This is a genomic window from Serratia sp. J2 (assembly GCF_046269175.1).
Lineage (GTDB): Bacteria > Pseudomonadota > Gammaproteobacteria > Enterobacterales > Enterobacteriaceae > Chania > Chania fonticola_C.
Genome location: NZ_JBKABN010000001.1, coordinates 254,483 through 267,528, shown reverse-complemented (window position 1 = coordinate 267,528; position 13,046 = coordinate 254,483). Strand labels below are relative to the sequence as shown.

Below are 13,046 nucleotides of genomic sequence, written 5' to 3'. Positions count from 1 at the left end.
CGAGTAGAATTATTGATGAGCACTGGCGGACAAGCACAAATAGGGAATGTTGACTTAGTTAAGCAACTTAACGGCGCAGCAGTGTATCGCCTGATCGACCAGCAAGGCCCGATCTCGCGCATTCAGATTGCCGAACTCAGTCAGCTTGCCCCCGCCAGCGTCACCAAGATTACTCGCCAACTGTTGGAGCGCGGGCTGATCAAAGAGGTCGATCAGCAAGCCTCCACCGGTGGCCGCCGTGCCATTTCCATTGTCAGTGAAACCCGCAATTTCCACACCGTTGCCGTCCGCCTGGGCCGCCATGATGCCACCATCACCCTGTACGATATGGGCGGTAAGTCGCTCGGAGAGGAGCACTACCCTCTGCCGGAACGCACCCAGGAGACACTGGAAAACGCACTGCTCAACGCCATTGCGCAGTTTATCGAAAGTTACCAACGCAAACTGCGCGAACTGATCGCCATTGCCGTGATCCTGCCTGGCCTGGTCGATCCGGCTTTAGGCGTAGTGCGCTATATGCCGCACATCAACGTCGATAACTGGGCGTTGGTCGATCATCTTCAGCAACGCTTCAACGTCACCAGTTTTGTCGGCCACGATATCCGCAGCCTGGCCTTGGCGGAGCACTACTTCGGGGCTACCCGGGATTGTGAAGACTCCATTCTGGTGCGCCTGCACCGGGGCACCGGCGCCGGGATCATCGTCAACGGCAAAATCTTCCTCGGTAATAACGGCAACGTGGGGGAGATTGGTCATATTCAAATCGATCCCCTCGGCGAACGCTGCCACTGCGGTAACTTCGGCTGTCTGGAAACCGTGGCGGCCAACGCAGCTATCGAACAGCGCGTACGCCACCTACTGACTCAGGGCTACCCAAGCAAAATGACGCTGGACGACTGTAGCATCGCCGCCATCTGCAAAGCCGCCAATCGCGGAGATTTGCTGGCCAGCGAAGTGATCGAACACGTTGGCCGCTATCTGGGCAAGGCGGTAGCCATCGCTATCAACCTGTTCAACCCACAAAAAGTGGTGATCGCCGGTGAAATCACCGAAGCGGACAAAGTGTTGTTACCCGCCATCCAAAGCTGCATCAACACCCAGGTGCTGAAGGATTTCCGCAGAAACCTGCCCGTGGTCACTTCCGAACTCAATCACCGTTCAGCGATCGGTGCTTTTGCCCTGGCTAAACGGGCAATGCTCAACGGTGTACTTCTCCAACGGCTGCTAGAAAGTTAAACTGCCTGTTTGGCAGGGATGCACTTCTGGCTTTTTTGCCCTGCCGTTTATCATGAGACCAGCAACAATGACTATCAAAAACGTGATATGTGACATCGACGGCGTGCTGCTGCATGACAATACCCCGATCCCTGGAGCCGATCTGTTCCTGGCTCGTATTCAGGAACAAGGGATGCCGTTGGTGGTGCTAACCAACTACCCTTCGCAAACCGCCCAGGATCTGGCCAACCGCTTTGCCGCCGCTGGCCTGGACGTGCCAGAAAGCGCGTTTTATACCTCAGCGATGGCGACGGCCGATTTCCTGCGCCGCCAGGAAGGTAAAAAAGCCTATGTGGTGGGCGAAGGCGCACTGATCCACGAACTCTACAAAGCCGGCTTTACCATCACCGATATCAACCCGGATTTCGTGATCGTGGGTGAGACCCGTTCCTACAACTGGGACATGATGCATAAAGCGGCCTTCTTCGTGAACAACGGGGCACGGTTTATAGCCACTAACCCGGATACCCATGGCCACGGTTTCACACCGGCTTGTGGGGCTCTGTGTGCGCCGATCGAGAAGATCACCGGCCGTAAGCCGTTTTATGTCGGCAAGCCTAGCCCGTGGATTATCCGCGCGGCGCTGAACAAGATGCAGGGGCACTCGGAAGAGACGGTGATTGTCGGGGACAACCTGCGCACCGATATTCTGGCAGGCTTCCAGGCCGGGCTGGAAACCGTGCTGGTGCTGTCTGGCGTCTCAAACCTGAACGATGTTGAATCCATGCCATTCCGCCCGAGCCATATCTTCCCTTCCGTGGCGGATATCACTATTTTTTAAGCCGCAAGCAATGGCCCCTCACCCTAACCCTCTCCCACAGGGAGAGGGGACCGATCGAGTTCGTTGATCGCTTGACGTAATACCTTGCCTTTCTTGTTCTTACACCCTTCTTTCCGAAGTCGCACAAGCTAATCAAGACCTCCGGACAGCTCCCTCTCCCTGTGGGAAAGAGGACCGTTCGAGTTCGTTGATCGCTTGACGTAATACCTTGCCTTTCTTGTTCTTACACCCTTCTTTCCGAAGTCGCACAAGCTAATCAAGACCTCCGGACAGCTCCCTCTCCCTGTGGGAGAGGGTTGGGGTGAGGGAAAACATCGATCATCGAAACGCCAGAAAATTTATCCCACACTCGCCTCATTCGACGAAAAAATTAGATATTATTCAATTTTTACCGCTTAAAATTGAACATCCGCTAATTTTAACACCCCACCCCAAGACTATTTTTCAGCGTAACGCTAAATCGCTTGCATACACCTCAGCTTTTGACGCATTTTCATTATCAGAAGGCAGCAAAGCCGCACCGTTGAATTTACATGCAGGCGCGCTGTACATCACATCACCGCCATAAAATGTCGTTAGGAGAGTTTGTATGTGTTCTATTTTCGGTGTGCTCGATCTGAAGTCCGATCCGGTTGAATTGCGTAAAAGAGCGTTGGAACTGTCGCGCCTGATGCGCCATCGCGGCCCAGACTGGTCCGGCGTTTACGCCAGCGATAAAGCCATTCTGGTTCACGAACGCCTGTCGATTGTTGACGTGAATAACGGTGCTCAACCGCTGTACAACGCTGCGCATACCCACGTATTGGCGGTTAACGGTGAAATTTATAACCATCAGGCCCTGCGTCAGCAGTTGGGTGAGCATTATCAATTCCAGACCGGCTCCGACTGCGAAGTGATCCTGGCGCTGTATCAGGAAAAAGGCCCGAACTTCCTGGACGATCTGCAAGGTATGTTCGCCTTTGCCCTATACGACACGGAAAAAGACGCTTACCTGATTGGCCGCGACCACCTCGGCATCATCCCGCTGTATATGGGGCACGATGAGCACGGCAACCTGTATGTCGCTTCTGAGATGAAGGCGCTGGTGCCGGTCTGCCGCAGCATTAAAGAGTTCCCGGCGGGCAGCTACCTGTGGAGCCAGGACGGTGAAATCCGCGAATACTACCAGCGTGACTGGTTCGACTATGACAACGTCAAAGACAACGTCACCGATGCCAACGCCCTGCGCAACGCACTGGAAGAGTCGGTAAAAAGCCACCTGATGTCCGACGTACCTTACGGCGTGCTGCTCTCCGGCGGGCTGGATTCCTCGGTGATCTCTGCCATCACCAAAAAATATGCCGCACGCCGGGTAGAAGATGATGAGCGCAGTGAAGCCTGGTGGCCACAGCTGCACTCCTTCGCCGTCGGGCTGGAAGGTTCCCCGGATCTGCGTGCGGCTCAAGAGGTCGCTAACCACCTTGGCACCGTCCACCATGAAATCCACTTCACGGTGCAGGAAGGCCTGGATGCCATCCGCGATGTGATCTACCACATCGAAACTTACGATGTCACCACCATCCGCGCCTCCACGCCGATGTATCTGATGTCACGCAAGATTAAAGCGATGGGCATCAAGATGGTGCTGTCTGGCGAAGGGGCGGATGAGGTGTTCGGCGGCTACCTGTACTTCCATAAGGCGCCAAATGCCAAAGAATTCCACGAGGAAACCGTGCGTAAACTGCTGGCGCTGCATATGTACGACTGTGCTCGTGCCAACAAAGCAATGTCTGCCTGGGGTGTAGAAGCCCGCGTACCGTTCCTGGATAAAAACTTCCTGGACGTGGCGATGCGTATCAACCCGCAAGATAAAATGTGCGGCAACGGCAAGATGGAGAAGCACATTATTCGCCAATGCTTCGAGTCTTATCTGCCCGCTAGCGTAGCCTGGCGCCAGAAAGAGCAGTTCTCCGACGGTGTCGGTTACAGCTGGATCGATACGCTAAAAGAAGTCGCTGCCAAGCAGATTAGCGATCAACAGCTTGAAACGGCACGTTTCCGCTTCCCGTACAACACGCCAAACAGCAAAGAAGGCTACCTGTACCGCGAGATTTTCGAAGAGCTGTTCCCGTTGCCGAGCGCAGCGGAATGTGTCCCTGGCGGCCCTTCCGTAGCCTGCTCGTCGGCAAAAGCCATTGAATGGGACGAATCCTTCAAAAAGATGGACGACCCATCAGGCCGTGCCGTAGGCGTACACCAGTCAGCCTATAAGTAAACCGCCACCGTTTTACCTTCGGCGGGCCTGATGGCCCGCTTTTTTGTGGATGTTTTCAACCGTTAACCCTCCGAACTGCCGTTTTTATCACCATACTGTTCACAACCCAGACAAACAACCCGCCCAGTCGCTTTTTCGGGAAAAAACTAGTTGACGCAAATCGGCCATATACGCATAATGCGCCCCGCAACGCCGATGAAGGTTGAGCGAAAAAGATGGCTACGTAGCTCAGTTGGTTAGAGCACATCACTCATAATGATGGGGTCACAGGTTCGAATCCCGTCGTAGCCACCAATCTTTTTTGCGGGAGTGGCGAAATTGGTAGACGCACTAGATTTAGGTTCTAGCGCCGCAAGGTGTGCGAGTTCAAGTCTCGCCTCCCGCACCATTTTCTTTCATCGTCGCGCATACAGCAGGTGGGGTATCGCCAAGCGGTAAGGCACTGGTTTTTGATACCAGCATTCCCTGGTTCGAATCCAGGTACCCCAGCCATCTTCCCAGATGGAGCGCTGTAAAAAAGTTAATTTGCTATTGGGGTATCGCCAAGCGGTAAGGCACTGGTTTTTGATACCAGCATTCCCTGGTTCGAATCCAGGTACCCCAGCCATCTTTTCAGGATGGGGCGCGGTAAAAAAAGTTAATTGTGTTATTGGGGTATCGCCAAGCGGTAAGGCACTGGTTTTTGATACCAGCATTCCCTGGTTCGAATCCAGGTACCCCAGCCATACAACATAGTTGACAAGCAACAAAAAGTAGTAAAAATGGCTACGTAGCTCAGCTGGTTAGAGCACATCACTCATAATGATGGGGTCACAGGTTCAAATCCCGTCGTAGCCACCATGCTATCTGCTTTACAATTGGGGTGTCGCCAAGCGGTAAGGCTCTGGTTTCTGATACCAGCATACCCAGGTTCGAATCCTGGCACCCCAGCCAAATTTAGAAAAGCTCGCTTCGGCGAGCTTTTTGCTTTTCTGAGTTTGGATAAAATGGGCGCAACATGCGGCGCCCCATGTCATCACAAACCTAATGCATACTTCAGCGCCCGCTCTTTCAGCTTGCCCGCCCTTTCCGCTACCATCAGTGCCAGATTGCGCGCCACGCTCAGCGGAGCCAGGTTATTGCTGAAGGCGGTATAGAACAGATCCATGCCGCTTTGCATCAGCAGGTTATCGGTGCGACGACGGCGCTGATAGCGCATCAGCACCTCTTCACTCGCCCAATCCTCTCCCTGCTCCCGGGCGTCGCTCACGATCTCCAGTAATGCATCCACATCACGATAGCCAAGGTTCACCCCCTGCCCGGCCAGCGGATTGATGGTATGTGCAGCATCGCCGAGCAACACCAGCCCTGATTGCACATAGCGTTGTGCGTGGCGGCGCACCAGTGGGAAAGATCCGGCGGCATGAGCCTTCACCGTGCCCAAGCGGGATGGGAAAGCCACCGCTATCTCTTGTTCGAGCTGTGCCATAGGTAACGCCTGCAACTGGCGAATACGCTGCGGGCTGTCATACCACACCAGCGTTGCCCACTGGTCGTACAGCGGCAGGAACGCGCGTGGGCCTGAGGGGAGGAATTGCTGCCAGGTCACATCCTGCTGCGGTTGGTCGGTTTCCACGGTGATCAACATGCAAGACTGGCGATATTGCCAACCGCTGGTGCCAATCGCCGCCAACTTGCGTACCTGTGAGTGAGCACCGTCGGCACCCACCACCAAACGCGCCTGTAGGGTCTCTGACGAGCTTAACGTCACCTGCCATTGGTCATCAGCTCGATGCATCGCCTGCAGCCTGGTGGGGCAGTACAGCGTTAAATTCTCGCATTGTGACAACTGCTGCCATAGGGCGAGCTGCAATATACGGTTCTCGACCATAAAACCCAGCTCTGGCAGCCCAAGCGTTGCGGCATCAAATGCCACCCGTGAGGACTCCCATTCCCAGGTTTCCAGCCTGCGGTAGGGTGCCGATCTCATCTGCAACACCGCAGGCCAGGCATCAAGCTGCTTCAACAAGCCAACGGAGGTGCAGCCAATAGCGGAGATCCGCAGGTCCGGCGGGCTTTGGGGATCGAACGTATCGGGAGCCTCGTGCTCTAACAAAGCGACCGACAATCCGGCGCGAGCCAGCCCCAGCGCGGCGGCGGCTCCCACCATCCCACCGCCAACCACCACGGCATCAAAGCGTTTTTGATAAGTATTCATTTTGGCTATACTTTTGGTTAATTAGGCATCTTGGCTCAGTGTACCGGATTTTTAATCTGGCTTCAGGTCGCATGCTACTGCCACGTCGCTGGTCACCAGCGCGCCAAATGATTACAATACCCTTCCTGCATGGCGCGTAACGCAACTTTCTCTCCGCACTGAGTAATGGCAAGTCAATGACGAAAAAACTACATATCAAAACCTGGGGCTGCCAGATGAATGAGTACGACTCATCGAAAATGGCAGATTTGCTGGGAAGCACACACGGCTTCGAGTGGACTGAAAACGCTGAAGAAGCGGATGTGTTGCTGCTCAATACCTGCTCGATCCGCGAGAAGGCGCAGGAAAAGGTTTTCGCGTTGTTGGGCCGTTGGAAGCAACTGAAAAAGAACAACCCCGATCTGATTATTGGCGTCGGCGGTTGCGTTGCTTCGCAGGAAGGGGAACATCTGCGCCAGCGCGCGCCCTGCGTTGACATCGTTTTTGGCCCACAGACATTGCATCGCCTGCCGGAGATGATCAACCACGTGCGCGGTTCGCATAGCCCGATCGTGGACATCAGCTTCCCGGAAATCGAAAAGTTCGACCGCCTGCCGGAACCCCGTGCCGATGGGCCAACCGCCTTCGTCTCGATCATGGAAGGCTGCAACAAATACTGCACGTTCTGCGTGGTGCCTTACACCCGCGGTGAAGAAGTCAGCCGCCCAAGCGATGATGTCCTGTTTGAAGTCGCTCAGTTGGCCGCCCAGGGCGTACGTGAAGTGAACCTGCTGGGCCAGAACGTCAACGCCTATCGTGGCGCAACCTTTGATGGTGGCATCTGCTCATTTGCCGAACTGTTGCGCCTGGTGGCCTCCATCGACGGCATCGATCGCATCCGCTTTACCACCAGCCACCCGATTGAGTTCAGCGACGATATTATTGCGGTGTATGAAGATACGCCCGAGTTGGTCAGCTTCCTGCATCTGCCGGTACAAAGCGGTTCAGACCGCATTCTGACCATGATGAAACGCGCCCACACGGCGCTGGAATACAAAGCGATTATCCGCAAGCTGCGTCAGGCACGGCCCAATATCCAGTTCAGCTCTGATTTCATTATCGGTTTCCCAGGGGAAACCCAGGCCGACTTTGAACAGACCATGAACCTGATTGCCCAGGTGAACTTCGACACCAGCTTCAGCTTTATCTACTCTTCGCGCCCAGGCACTCCAGCGGCAGACATGGTTGACGACGTCAGCGAAGAAGAGAAAAAACAACGTCTGTATCTGCTGCAAGAACGGATCAACCAGCAGGTGATGCAGTTCAGCCGCCGTATGCTTGGCACCGTGCAGCGTATTCTGGTCGAGGGCACCTCACGCAAGAGCTTGATGGAACTCTCTGGCCGCACCGAATGCAACCGGACGGTCAACTTTGAGGGCACCCCAGATTTGATCGGCCAGTTCGTCGACGTCGAGATTACTGAAGTGTTAACCAATTCTCTGCGCGGTACCCTGGTCCGCACCGAACAGCAGATGGAACTGCGCGTGCACCAATCCCCTCAAGCGGTGATTGCACGTACCCGTAAGGAAGATGAGCTGGGCGTCGGTAGCTACCAACCCTGATCGCCCCGCCACCTTGGCATTTTCCTTTTTCTCTGCCGGGCAGTCATTGTCCGGTAATTTTGTTTTTTTATTTTGATTATGAGGCGACACAATAATGCAACTCCCACACTGCCCGAAGTGCAATTCCGAATACACCTACCAGGATAACGCCCTGTTCATCTGCCCTGAGTGCGCCCATGAGTGGAGCGACAGCGCGGCCGTTGAAGATGCCGATACCCTGATTGTCAAAGATGCCAACGGTAACCTGCTGGCCGATGGCGATGCGGTGACCGTGGTCAAGGATCTGAAGGTCAAAGGCAGCTCTTCCATGTTGAAGATCGGCACCAAGGTGAAGAACATCCGCCTGGTCGAAGGCGATCACAACATCGATTGCAAAATCGACGGCTTTGGCCCGATGAAGCTGAAATCCGAATTTGTGAAGAAGAGCTGATTTCCGCTGTTAACCTGCTGTTGGGCCAAACTATTTGGCCCAATTCTGCCCCCTCCCCCCTTGAATTCCCTTCGCTGCGCACAGATAGATCAGAGGTAAACTTGCGCCAGTGCGGTACACCATGAATAATTCAGGGTAGAGCTGTTCGGGGGTTGCCCTGAATGCCCGCGCTGAAATCGCGTTACGTGACATCAACCAGGCCCTGTTGAGCCTTGAGGAATCGTTTGAACGTCGCAACACAAGAAATCCTGTTGGAGCCCGCAGACAACCAACGCCTGTTGAGCCTGTGCGGCCCGTTTGATGACAACATCAAACAACTCGAACGTCGGCTGGGGATTGAAATCAACCGCCGTGACAACCGTTTCAAGCTGGTCGGTAAAAACCTGTGCGTGGTTGCCGCCGCCGATATTTTGCGCCATCTGTATGTGGATACCGCGCCGATCCGTGGCGTGACCCCAGATATCGATCCGGAACAGATCCACCTGGCCATCAAAGAGAGCCGGGTGCTGGAGCAGGTGGCAGACAGCGTGCCGGATTACGGCAAATCGGTCACCATCAAGACCAAGCGTGGCATGGTGAAGCCCCGCACGCCTAACCAGGCGCAATACATCGCCAATATTTTCGCCCATGACATCACCTTTGGCGTTGGCCCGGCGGGTACCGGTAAAACTTATCTGGCAGTTGCCGCTGCGGTAGACGCGCTGGAGCGCCAGGAAATCCGGCGTATCCTGCTGACCCGCCCGGCGGTTGAAGCGGGTGAGAAGCTGGGCTTCCTGCCGGGGGATCTGAGCCAGAAAGTCGACCCATATCTGCGCCCGCTGTATGACGCCCTGTTTGAAATGCTGGGCTTTGAACGCGTGGAAAAACTGATCGAGCGTAACGTGATAGAAGTTGCGCCGCTGGCCTACATGCGTGGCCGTACGCTGAATGATGCCTTTATCATTCTCGATGAAAGCCAGAACACCACCATCGAACAGATGAAGATGTTCCTGACGCGTATCGGTTTCAACTCGAAAGCGGTGATCACCGGCGACGTGACCCAGATCGACCTGCCACGCAATCAGAAATCCGGCCTGCGCCATGCGGTGGAAGTGCTGTCTGAGGTGGAAGAGATCAGCTTTAACTTCTTCCACAGCGAAGACGTGGTGCGCCATCCGGTAGTCGCCCGTGTGGTGGTCGCCTATGAAGCCTGGGAAGCCGCCGAACAAAAACGCAAAGATGCCATCGCCGAACAACGTAGACGTGAGGCACCGGTTGCCTCCGAACAGGAAACACCATGAGCCAGGTTATTCTGGATTTACAAATTGCCTGCGCCAGCAGTGAAGGATTACCGGATGAAGCCACCTTCCAGCGCTGGCTGGAAGGAGTATTGCCACAGTTTCAGGAAGAAGCCGAAGTCACCATCCGCTTAGTGGATGAGGCGGAAAGCAATGAGCTGAATCTGACTTATCGTGGTAAAGACAAGCCCACCAACGTGTTATCATTCCCGTTCGAGGCACCGCCGGAAATCGAACTGCCGCTGTTGGGTGATTTGATTATTTGCCGTCAAGTGGTTGAACAGGAAGCGGTTGAACAACAGAAAGCGCTGGAAGCACACTGGGCGCATATGGTTGTTCACGGTAGCCTTCATCTGCTAGGGTATGACCACATCGAAGACGATGAAGCCGAAGAAATGGAATCTTTGGAAACCGAGATAATGCAGGAGATGGGTTACCCAGACCCTTACCTCGCGGAAAAAGATCCCACCTGATGTTAGCTGAGCACCCCGCAGCCCCGATTGGGGCTGTCGCTAATTTTGATAACTCAATAGAGTGATATTAACTAAAACGCCATGAGCGACGACCATTCACAAAGCAATGACAGCCCCAGTTCCAAGAAGGGGTTCTTTACTCTTATCCTTAACCAGCTGTTCCACGGTGAACCTAAAAACCGTGGCGATCTGGTAGAGCTGATCCGTGATTCCGAGCAAAACGACCTGATCGATCCCGATACCCGTGACATGCTGGAAGGCGTGATGGATATCGCCGAGCAGCGCGTACGCGACATCATGATCCCGCGCTCCCAGATCGTGACGCTCAAGCGTAACCAAACGCTGGAAGAGTGCCTGGACGTGATTATCGAATCCGCCCACTCGCGCTTCCCGGTGATCAGCGAAGATAAAGATCACATCGAAGGCATTCTGATGGCCAAGGACCTGCTGCCGTTTATGCGCGCAGACTCCGAGCCGTTCAGCATCGACAAGGTGCTGCGTACCGCCGTGGTGGTACCGGAAAGCAAGCGGGTTGACCGGATGCTGAAGGAGTTCCGCTCCCAGCGTTATCACATGGCGATTGTCATTGATGAATTCGGCGGTGTCTCTGGCCTGGTAACCATCGAAGATATTCTGGAGCTGATTGTCGGGGAGATTGAGGACGAATATGACGATGAGGAAGATCGTGACGTTCGCCAACTGAGCCGCCACATGTTCACCGTGCGGGCGCTGGCGCCGATCGAAGACTTCAACGACATCTTCGGCACCCATTTCAGCGACGATGAGGTGGACACCATCGGCGGCCTGGTGATGCAAGCCTTCGGCCACCTGCCAGCGCGCGGGGAAACCATTGAAATCGAAGGTTACCTATTTAAAGTTGCGATGGCCGACAGTCGACGTATCATCCAGGTTCATGTCAAAATTCCGGACGATGCCCCGCAACCGAAACTGGAAGAATAACTTACACATGGCTAAAGCCTCATTACTTGATCGCCAGTGGGTTCGCGCCCTACTGGCGCTTTTGACCGGTGCCTGTGGCACGCTGGCCTTCTCCCCTTACGATATCTGGCCTGCGGCCATTGTCTCGCTGTTCGGCCTGCTGGCCGTGCCCCTCAACCGCACCACCAAACAATCCGCCCTGCTCGGTTTCTGCTGGGGCATGGGGCTGTTCGGTAGCGGCGTGAACTGGGTTTACGTCAGCATTGCCGATTTCGGCGGTATGCCGTTTGCCATCAATATTTTCCTGGTCGTGCTGCTGGCCGCCTATCTTTCGCTGTATACCGGGCTGTTCGCCGGTTTGCTGACGCGGATCTGGCCACGTACCACCTGGTGGCGGCTGGCCATTGCCGCGCCGGCCCTATGGCAACTGACCGAGTTCCTGCGCGGTTGGGTGCTGACCGGTTTCCCCTGGCTGCAATTTGGTTATACCCAGATCGACGGTCCGCTGAAAGGCATTGCGCCATTACTCGGCGTGGATGCGATCACGCTGCTCTTGATGTCCCTCAGCGGCCTACTGGTATTTGCCCTCAATCAACCGCGCATCACCCCGGCGGTCATTGCTATCGCCATGCTGTTGCTGCCTTGGCCGCTGCGCCAGATCCACTGGTTTACGCCGCAGCCGGATAAAGCGGTGAACGTTGCCATGGTGCAGGGCAATATCGAGCAGTCGATGAAGTGGGATCCGAAGGCGTTGCTCAGCACGCTGCAAACCTATCTGGATGAGAGCCGTCCGTTGATGGGCAAAGCACCGATCATCATCTGGCCGGAGTCCGCCATTCCCGATGTGGAGAGCAATCAGAACGGTTTCCTGACCATGATGGACGATCTGATGCGCGCCAAGAACAGCAGCCTGATCACCGGCATTGTAGACGCTCGCGCCACCCCACAAGGCAATCAGTTCTTCAACAGCGTGATCGTGCTTGGGGAGGAAAAGCCTTACAGCTACCCGGCAGCCAATCGCTATGACAAACATCACCTGGTGCCCTTTGGTGAGTTTGTGCCGTTGGAAACGCTGCTGCGCCCGTTGGCTCCGTTCTTCGACCTGCCAATGTCTTCGTTCAGCCGTGGTGACTATGTGCAACCCCAGCTCAGCGTGCGCGGTTACAACCTGACGGCTGCCATCTGCTATGAAATCGTGCTGGGCCAGCAGGTACGCGACAATTTCCGTCCAGATACCAACTTCCTGTTGACCGTGTCCAACGATGCCTGGTTCGGCCACTCCATCGGCCCATGGCAGCACTTCCAGATGGCGCGTATGCGTTCATTGGAACTGGGCAGGCCATTGCTGCGTAGCACCAATAACGGCATCACCGCCGCCGTTGGCCCAACCGGCGAAGTGTTGGCATCCATCCCACAGTTCACCCGTAAAGTGCTGGAAGTGAAGGTGACCCCAACCACCGGCGTCACGCCGTATGCCCGCTTTGGCTCTGCGCCAGTGTGGATCATCACCGTGCTGCTGGGCGGCATCGCGCTGCTCATTAGCTGGCGCCGCAGATAAGTTCTCTTTGGGCACGGTGCCTTACCGTGCCCGCTTCATTTCATGTTGCCCCTTCTCTTTTAATGTTTCTGGCATGCTCCTTGCTTTAATTACCCTGTAGAACGTTGCTGATTTACTTTAACTGACATCTTGACGCATCCGTGCACAACTCCAGCGCAAGACTCGCACCCAAGTGGTGCACCAGGGGTTTATTGCATTCATTTGGTGCGCGTGATGTCGCAAAAAATGAAACATCTTGGTTTCATCTTGTTCACAATCGGT

General features: G+C 55.1%; 11 protein-coding genes and 7 tRNA genes. 17 read left to right on the top strand and 1 reads right to left on the bottom strand.

Going from position 1 to position 13,046, the window contains the following annotated elements; all coding sequences use genetic code 11:
- Positions 1–15 precede the first annotated feature (15 nt).
- The 11 genes from ACKWMY_RS01325 (at position 16) to ACKWMY_RS01275 (ending at position 5,243) form a co-directional block, all read left to right on the top strand.
- The gene (locus tag ACKWMY_RS01325; RefSeq protein ID WP_024529305.1) at positions 16–1,236 is read left to right on the top strand and encodes an N-acetylglucosamine repressor; all 1,221 of its coding nucleotides are present in this window, start codon (positions 16–18) and stop codon (positions 1,234–1,236) included.
- A 67-nt stretch (positions 1,237–1,303) separates the two neighbouring features.
- Positions 1,304–2,056, top strand: a complete 753-nt coding sequence (locus tag ACKWMY_RS01320; RefSeq protein WP_409485779.1) for an HAD-IIA family hydrolase — start codon at positions 1,304–1,306, stop codon at positions 2,054–2,056.
- 301 nt (positions 2,057–2,357) lie between these two features.
- On the top strand, positions 2,358–2,624 hold the full coding sequence (locus ACKWMY_RS01315) for a hypothetical protein (RefSeq protein WP_409485778.1): 267 nt from the start codon (positions 2,358–2,360) through the stop codon (positions 2,622–2,624).
- 21 nt (positions 2,625–2,645) lie between these two features.
- Positions 2,646–4,310, top strand: coding sequence for an asparagine synthase B (gene asnB / locus ACKWMY_RS01310; RefSeq protein WP_021179986.1), 1,665 nt, complete (start codon positions 2,646–2,648; stop codon positions 4,308–4,310).
- Positions 4,311–4,527: 217 nt separating this feature from the next.
- Positions 4,528–4,604, top strand: a tRNA-Met gene (locus ACKWMY_RS01305).
- Positions 4,605–4,613: 9 nt separating this feature from the next.
- Positions 4,614–4,698, top strand: a tRNA-Leu gene (locus tag ACKWMY_RS01300).
- Between the two features lie 29 nt (positions 4,699–4,727).
- A tRNA-Gln gene (locus ACKWMY_RS01295) sits at positions 4,728–4,802 on the top strand.
- A gap of 40 nt (positions 4,803–4,842) precedes the next feature.
- Positions 4,843–4,917: transfer RNA gene (locus ACKWMY_RS01290), tRNA-Gln, on the top strand.
- A 43-nt stretch (positions 4,918–4,960) separates the two neighbouring features.
- Positions 4,961–5,035: transfer RNA gene (locus ACKWMY_RS01285), tRNA-Gln, on the top strand.
- A gap of 38 nt (positions 5,036–5,073) precedes the next feature.
- A tRNA-Met gene (locus ACKWMY_RS01280) sits at positions 5,074–5,150 on the top strand.
- Between the two features lie 18 nt (positions 5,151–5,168).
- A tRNA-Gln gene (locus ACKWMY_RS01275) sits at positions 5,169–5,243 on the top strand.
- A gap of 82 nt (positions 5,244–5,325) precedes the next feature.
- Here ACKWMY_RS01275 and ubiF read toward each other — a convergent pair.
- On the bottom strand, positions 5,326–6,507 hold the full coding sequence (ubiF, locus tag ACKWMY_RS01270) for a 3-demethoxyubiquinol 3-hydroxylase (RefSeq protein ID WP_261160683.1): 1,182 nt from the start codon (positions 6,505–6,507) through the stop codon (positions 5,326–5,328).
- A gap of 176 nt (positions 6,508–6,683) precedes the next feature.
- Between ubiF and miaB the strand changes: the two genes are divergently transcribed.
- From miaB to lnt, 6 genes are all read left to right on the top strand, one after another.
- Positions 6,684–8,108 (top strand): tRNA (N6-isopentenyl adenosine(37)-C2)-methylthiotransferase MiaB, encoded by a 1,425-nt coding sequence (gene miaB, locus ACKWMY_RS01265; RefSeq protein WP_024531232.1) that lies wholly within the window; start codon positions 6,684–6,686, stop codon positions 8,106–8,108.
- 94 nt (positions 8,109–8,202) lie between these two features.
- On the top strand, positions 8,203–8,538 hold the full coding sequence (locus ACKWMY_RS01260; RefSeq protein ID WP_021179990.1) for a zinc ribbon domain-containing protein YjdM: 336 nt from the start codon (positions 8,203–8,205) through the stop codon (positions 8,536–8,538).
- A gap of 224 nt (positions 8,539–8,762) precedes the next feature.
- Positions 8,763–9,818: a PhoH family protein gene (locus ACKWMY_RS01255; RefSeq protein WP_024483192.1), complete on the top strand. Its 1,056-nt coding sequence runs from the start codon at positions 8,763–8,765 to the stop codon at positions 9,816–9,818.
- Positions 9,815–10,288 (top strand): rRNA maturation RNase YbeY, encoded by a 474-nt coding sequence (gene ybeY / locus ACKWMY_RS01250; RefSeq protein ID WP_025123434.1) that lies wholly within the window; start codon positions 9,815–9,817, stop codon positions 10,286–10,288. The genes ACKWMY_RS01255 and ybeY overlap by 4 nt, the downstream gene beginning before the upstream one ends.
- Positions 10,289–10,369: 81 nt before the next feature.
- Entirely contained in the window at positions 10,370–11,248 is an 879-nt protein-coding gene (gene corC / locus ACKWMY_RS01245; RefSeq protein WP_409485777.1) for a CNNM family magnesium/cobalt transport protein CorC, read from the top strand.
- A 7-nt stretch (positions 11,249–11,255) separates the two neighbouring features.
- On the top strand, positions 11,256–12,785 hold the full coding sequence (gene lnt, locus ACKWMY_RS01240) for an apolipoprotein N-acyltransferase (RefSeq protein ID WP_409485776.1): 1,530 nt from the start codon (positions 11,256–11,258) through the stop codon (positions 12,783–12,785).
- Positions 12,786–13,046: the final 261 nt, after the last annotated feature.

Coding starts and splice junctions, on each gene's coding strand:
- ACKWMY_RS01325 (WP_024529305.1), top strand. CDS start 16: ATGAGCACTGGCGGACAAGCACAAATAGGGAATGTTGACTTAGTTAAG.
- ACKWMY_RS01320 (WP_409485779.1), top strand. CDS start 1,304: ATGACTATCAAAAACGTGATATGTGACATCGACGGCGTGCTGCTGCAT.
- asnB (WP_021179986.1), top strand. CDS start 2,646: ATGTGTTCTATTTTCGGTGTGCTCGATCTGAAGTCCGATCCGGTTGAA.
- ubiF (WP_261160683.1), bottom strand. CDS start 6,507: ATGAATACTTATCAAAAACGCTTTGATGCCGTGGTGGTTGGCGGTGGG.
- miaB (WP_024531232.1), top strand. CDS start 6,684: ATGACGAAAAAACTACATATCAAAACCTGGGGCTGCCAGATGAATGAG.
- ACKWMY_RS01260 (WP_021179990.1), top strand. CDS start 8,203: ATGCAACTCCCACACTGCCCGAAGTGCAATTCCGAATACACCTACCAG.
- ybeY (WP_025123434.1), top strand. CDS start 9,815: ATGAGCCAGGTTATTCTGGATTTACAAATTGCCTGCGCCAGCAGTGAA.
- corC (WP_409485777.1), top strand. CDS start 10,370: ATGAGCGACGACCATTCACAAAGCAATGACAGCCCCAGTTCCAAGAAG.
- lnt (WP_409485776.1), top strand. CDS start 11,256: ATGGCTAAAGCCTCATTACTTGATCGCCAGTGGGTTCGCGCCCTACTG.